Origin of the sequence: Actinomadura harenae, assembly GCF_003696215.1 — a bacterium.
GTDB classification, from domain to species: domain Bacteria; phylum Actinomycetota; class Actinomycetes; order Streptosporangiales; family Streptosporangiaceae; genus Spirillospora; species Spirillospora harenae.
Genome location: NZ_RFFG01000213.1, coordinates 1 through 5,599, shown reverse-complemented (window position 1 = coordinate 5,599; position 5,599 = coordinate 1). Strand labels below are relative to the sequence as shown.

Below are 5,599 nucleotides of genomic sequence, written 5' to 3'. Positions count from 1 at the left end.
GACGTCGCCGGTGCGGCCGCGTCCGCTGCCGCCGCCGCCCGAGGCGCCGCGCGCGCCGGAGCCCGCGATCACGCCGCCGGACCCGGAGCACGAGGTCACCGGTGGTGGCCTGCGCCGGTTGTTCCACGCGGTCGGCGGCGGGCACGGGGACACCGATGCCGAGTACGAGCAGCGGCTCCAGCAGCCGTTCCAGGGGTCGCGGCACATCGTCGTCCTCGGGTGCACGGGCGGCGCCGGGCAGACGGTGACCGCGCTGATGCTCGGGCACACGTTCGCGCAGCACAACGGCGAGCCGGTCGTGGCCGTGGACGTGAACCCGGGGCCGGGCGCGCTCGCGCGGCGGACGCGCAGCGAGACCAACGAGACGCTGACCGGGCTCATCACGCGCGCCGACCAGATCGGCAGCCTGACCGCGATGCGCCGGTACACCTCGCAGGCCAAGTCCGGGCTGGACGTCATCGCGGCCGGGAAGAACCCGCTGCAGGCGCTGGACGACCGCGACTACGCGCTCGCCATCCGCACGATCGACAGGTTCTACTCGGTGACGCTGCTGGACGCGGCCGCCGCGGTCGTCGCGCGCGTCCTGCCGTACGCCGACCAGGTCGTCCTCGTGGCGCCGGCCAGCGCGGACGCTCCGCGCGCGGTCGCGATGACCTACGAGTGGCTGGACGGTCACGGCTACGCGGACCTGCGCGAACGGGCCGTCACGGTGATCAACGGCGTGAGCCGCCGCAGCATGGACGATGTTGAACAAGCCGAGGCGGTGGCGCGGGGCCGATGCCGCGCGCTCGTCCGCATCCCGTGGGACGATCACCTCAGCATGGATCGTGCGCCGCGCAACGAGTTGAAGGCGCTGCGGGCGCCGGCCCGGCGCGCCTATCTCGCCCTCGCCGGTGTGGTCGCCGGCGGGTTCGCCGCAGTGCCCGAGCGTTACACCGAGCAGCAGCAGGAGGCCGCCCGATGAGCTCCGAGCCAGGTTCGGCCGGACGACCGCGACCGGACCGGAGGCACGAGCGATGAGCCGGATGACGAAGGCGCGGTCGAGCCGGCTGCCCGTCCGCTACTTCGACGACCGGGTGCTGCTGACCGACACCTCCGCGTGGGCGTACTTCCGGCTGCCGACGGTGTCCTACGAGTTCACCACCGGCGAGGAGCGCGAGGCGCTCGCCACGAACATCACCATCGCGCTCGCGGGCATCCGGATGTCCGACGCGGAGATCCACCTGCGGATCGCGCACCGCACCTACCCGGCGGCGGAGTGGGCGCGGGCGCTCGACCGGACGTCCGACGGCGGCCCCGGCTGGGCGGACTACCTGGAGGAGACCTACCGGCACGTCTGGGCGAAGGTCTTCTGGACCAAGGAGATCTACCTCGGCGTGCGGCTGGGCCCGCGCGGCATGGGCGCGCAGCTGTCCGGCGGGGCGATCGCGCAGCTGCTGAGCCTCTACAAGCGCAGCGAGTCGGTCCTCGGCATCGAGGACGACGCGATCGACGGCAAGGAGATCGCGCGCTGGACCGAGCAGGCCGAGCGGATCGGCCGGGCGCTCGGCGGGTCCGCGCTGTTCGCGCGGCACGCCACCTCGACGGAGGTCGCGTGGCTGTTCCAGCACGCGGTGACGGGGTCGCTGACCGACCCGCCGCCGTCCGCCGTCCCGCGCCGGACGTGGGGACGCGGCGAGATCGAGGCGCTGGTCGAGGGCGCGATCCACAACGGCCGCTCGTTCCTGCGGATGGAGCAGCCGAACTTCAACGGCGCGGGCGTCGGCGCGACGGCCGAGTCGTTCGTGGCGTACCTGTCGTTCGCGCGGTTCCCGGACCTGATGCCGTTCCCGGACGGCGAGCCGTGGTTCCACTACGCGGACGCCCTGTCGTTCCCGGTCGAGATCAGCGCGCGCATGAAGCTGATCCCGCCGGCGAAGGCGTCCAAGGACGTCTCGCGGAAGCTCGCGCACGCGCGCGACATGGACCAGCACATCCGTGAAGCCGGCGTCGAGGCGCCGATCGCGCTCGCCGAGCAGATCGACGCGGCGCGGATGCTGGAGCACGGCATCACCAAGGAGCGCCTGCCGTTCGTGTACGGCTGGCACCGCCTCATCGTGTCCGCGCCGTCGGCGGAGCTGCTGGCGCAGCGCGTGGACACCGTCGTCGAGCACTACCGCGACATCGGCATCGACGTGGTGAACTCGACCGGCGACCAGTTCAGCCTGTTCAGCGAGTCGCTGCCCGGCGACCGCATCCGGCTGAACGCGTACGCGCAGCGGCAGCCGCTCCGCACGATCGCGGGCGGCATGCCGACCGCGACGGTCGACCTCGGCGACCGTCCGGACGACGCGAACGAGGGCTGGATCGGCCCGTACGTCGGCGAGACGCTGGGCCGCGCGCGGTCGATCGTCCACTTCGACCCGCTGGTCGCGGCGGCCCGGAACCGTCCGACCGCGGTCGCGATCACCGGCGAGCCCGGCGGTGGCAAGACCACGCTCGCGCTGCTGCTCATCTACCAGATGGCGCTGCGCGGGGTGACGGTCGCCGCGATCGACCCGAAGGGCGACGCCGAGTCGCTCGTCGAGCTGCTCAAGGCGCGCGGACGCAAGGCGCGGACGCTGCCGCTCGGGTCCGCCGCACCCGGCCTGCTCGACCCGTTCTCGTTCGGGGACGACCTGGCCGCGAAGAAGACGATGGCGACCGAGACGCTCCGGCTGCTGCTGCCGCGCATGTCGGAGGAGCGCGAGTCCGCCATGATCCAGGCGGTCGGCGCGGTCGCGAACGCCGCGCGGCCGTCCCTCGGGAAGGTCGTGGACCACCTGGAGTCCGCGCCCGACCCGGCGTCCAAGAACCTCGGCGCGGTGCTCCGGTCGATGTCGGAGATGCGGCTCGCGCGGCTGTGCTTCGACCCGTCCGGCAACGAGCGGATCGACACCGAGGGCTGGACGACCGTGTTCACCCTCGGCGGCCTCACCCTCCCGGACGTCTCGATCAGCCGCGAGGACTACTCGTACGAACAGCGCCTCTCGGTGGCGCTGATGTACCTGGTCTCGCAGTTCGCCCGGCGGCTCATGCACGGCCTCGACCGCCGCCTCCCGAAGGCCATCTTCCTGGACGAGGCGTGGGCCATCACCTCGACACCCGAGGGCGCCAAGTTGGTGCCGGAAGTGTCGCGCATGGGCCGTTCTCGCAACACTGCGTTGATCCTCGTCTCACAGAACGCCGGGGACCTCTTGAATGAGCAGGTGACCAACTGCCTGTCCTCGGTGTTCTCGTTCCGCTCGACCGAGCGTGTCGAGGTCGGGAACGTGATGGCCCTGCTGGGGGTGGAGCCGTCCGACGAGCACAAGGCCGTCCTGCGCAACCTCGGGAACGGTGAGTGCGTGTTCCGCGACCTCGACGGCCGGGCGGGCCGCATCGGAGTCGACCTGGTCTCCCCCGAGCTGCGCGCCTGGCTCGACACCAACCCGACCCGGCAACACCCCGGAACGTCCGACCTGTCCGCAGCGGGGGCCCACACCGAGGAGGCCGCCCCATGAAACGCCGACCCCCCGCTTCTCTGGGCCACCGCATCCAGCGGCGTCCTGGTGAAGGTCTCGATCTGACCCGGAAAGACGGCAGGCGTCGGCGGGGCCCCCGCCGGTCGGCGCTGCTGACGCTCATCCTCGCCCTGTTCATGTTCGGCCTGACGCCGATCGCGAGCGCGGGCCCGTTCGGCGGGGACCCGTGCCGGCCGGCGGACAGTCCGGCGCCGGAGCAGTACGGGGCCGGCTCGGACGGGATGATCAAGCCCCCCGACTATCCGAGCGACAAGCTCAAGACGACGCCGCCCGCGCAGCTGACGTACTACGACCGGTACGGGACGGCGGGGCAGTCCTGGTACGCGGTCGACATGGGCTGCTCGGACGCGATGGCGATGATGGGGAACGCCCTCGCGAACACGACGTTCACGCTGGTGCGGGCGATCGACCGGACGACGATCAGCGTGTACCAGGCGGCGGCGAGCGAGTCGCTGCTCGGCTGGCTGAAGGGCACCGTGGACGGTGTCATCACCCAGATGGGCAAGACGTTCAACGCCCGGTACTGGTCCTGGGTGGTCATCCTCGGGGCGATCACGCTGGCCTGGTGGGGGCTGGTGCGCAAACGGGCCAGCAAGGTCACCGAGGGCGTGATCTGGATGGTCGCGGCGATGGTCGCGCTGATCTGGCTGATCGCGCGGCCCGCGGACTTCACGACGCTCGGGACGAAGGTGTCGGAGGCGACGAGCGCGGCGTTCAACGCGGCGTTGCCGCAGAGCGACACCAAGGGGTCGACCTGTGTTCCGGCGCCCGCGCCACCGGCGGGGCAGCCTGCCCAGCCGGCCCCGGCGCAGCCGGACGCGACGACCCGGAACGCGAACGGCCTGTGGGTCGCGCTGGTGTGCAAGCCGTGGCTGATGGGCGAGTTCGGGACGACCGACCCCAACGCCAAGATCGTCAAGGACAACGCGGACAAGCTGCTGTACGCGCAGGCCGTCGACCTGCCCGAGACGTACGGGCAGCAGAAGGTCGACCTGGCGAAGAAGGCCGACGCCTACAAGGAAGTGTCGAAGAACGTCAAGGACAACTACTCCGGCACGTACGCGCTGTTCCAGGGCAAGAACTGGACGAGCCGTCTGGCGGTGGCGTTCGGCGGGTTGTTCGCGGCGCTGGTCGCGGGGTTGCTGATCCTGGTCATCGCGATCGCGTTGATCGTCGTGAAGATCGCGTTTCTGCTCTTGCTCGTCGCGGGGCCGATCTTCCTGGGGATCGGCATCCATCCGGGGATCGGGCGCGTGATCGCGATCCGGTGGCTCGAGCTGCTGCTGTCGATGCTGCTGAAACAGGCGGCGTTGATCGGTGTGCTGTCGCTGCTGCTGTGGGCGTACGGGCTGATCCTCGGCGAGACGCTGCCGTGGGGTCTGCAGATCCTGCTGATCGCGCTGGTGACGTGTGCGGCGTTCGTGTACCGCAAGCCGTTCCAGCACCTGTTCTCCGCGGTCGGGTACTCGGCCGTCGGGGCGCGGGAGAAGAGCGAGGCGCATCTCGACAAGTCGGTCGCCGAGGCGCGAAAGAACACCCTCGCGGCGGCCATGGTGCCCGCCTCGGCCGGGTACCGGCTCGGCCGGTGGGCCAAGCGTGACGCGGCGGCGGACGCGGCGTCCGAGGGCGGTGTCACCCCCGCGGGTGTCGTGGTCGCCGATCGGCGCGCCGGTGCCGCCGGGGTCGCGGACGCGCCCTCGCCGGACTCGGCGCCGGTGCTGGCCGCCAAGCCGCGCGGGACGACCGCAGTGGGGGCCTCCGGTTCGGGCCGGTCGCGTCGGGACGCGCCGCCGCTCAACCTGCCGACGCGTGCGGGTTCGCTGAGCGGGACCGGCGGTCCGGACGGTGAGGGAGGCGTGTCGGGCGCCGCGTCCGGGGCGGGGACGGGTTCGCCGCGTCCGGCGTCCTGGTCGGCGCGTCCGTCGGCCGGTGGCGGCGCCGCTGCCGCGGTGTCGGGCGGACGGTCGTCCGGTTCGAGTGGCGGCGGTGGTGCGGCGGTCGCCGGGCGTGGTGCGTCCGGCGGGTCCGGTTCGGGTGCCGGGAGCGGCGCTGGCGCA

3 protein-coding genes are annotated in these 5,599 nt (G+C 72.1%); all 3 read left to right on the top strand.

The annotated features are described in order from the left end of the window. The coding region (locus tag EBO15_RS42555; RefSeq protein ID WP_407643404.1) for a MinD/ParA family ATP-binding protein at positions 1–964 on the top strand (964 nt) is incomplete at its 5' end. 52 nt (positions 965–1,016) lie between these two features. After that, positions 1,017–3,521: an ATP-binding protein gene (locus EBO15_RS42550; RefSeq protein WP_122200106.1), complete on the top strand. Its 2,505-nt coding sequence runs from the start codon at positions 1,017–1,019 to the stop codon at positions 3,519–3,521. Next, positions 3,518–5,599, top strand: a 2,082-nt coding sequence (locus tag EBO15_RS42545) for a type IV secretion system protein (protein ID WP_122200108.1), incomplete at its 3' end; no start/stop codon positions are given. The genes EBO15_RS42550 and EBO15_RS42545, both read left to right, overlap by 4 nt.

Coding starts and splice junctions, on each gene's coding strand:
- EBO15_RS42550 (WP_122200106.1), top strand. CDS start 1,017: ATGAGCCGGATGACGAAGGCGCGGTCGAGCCGGCTGCCCGTCCGCTAC.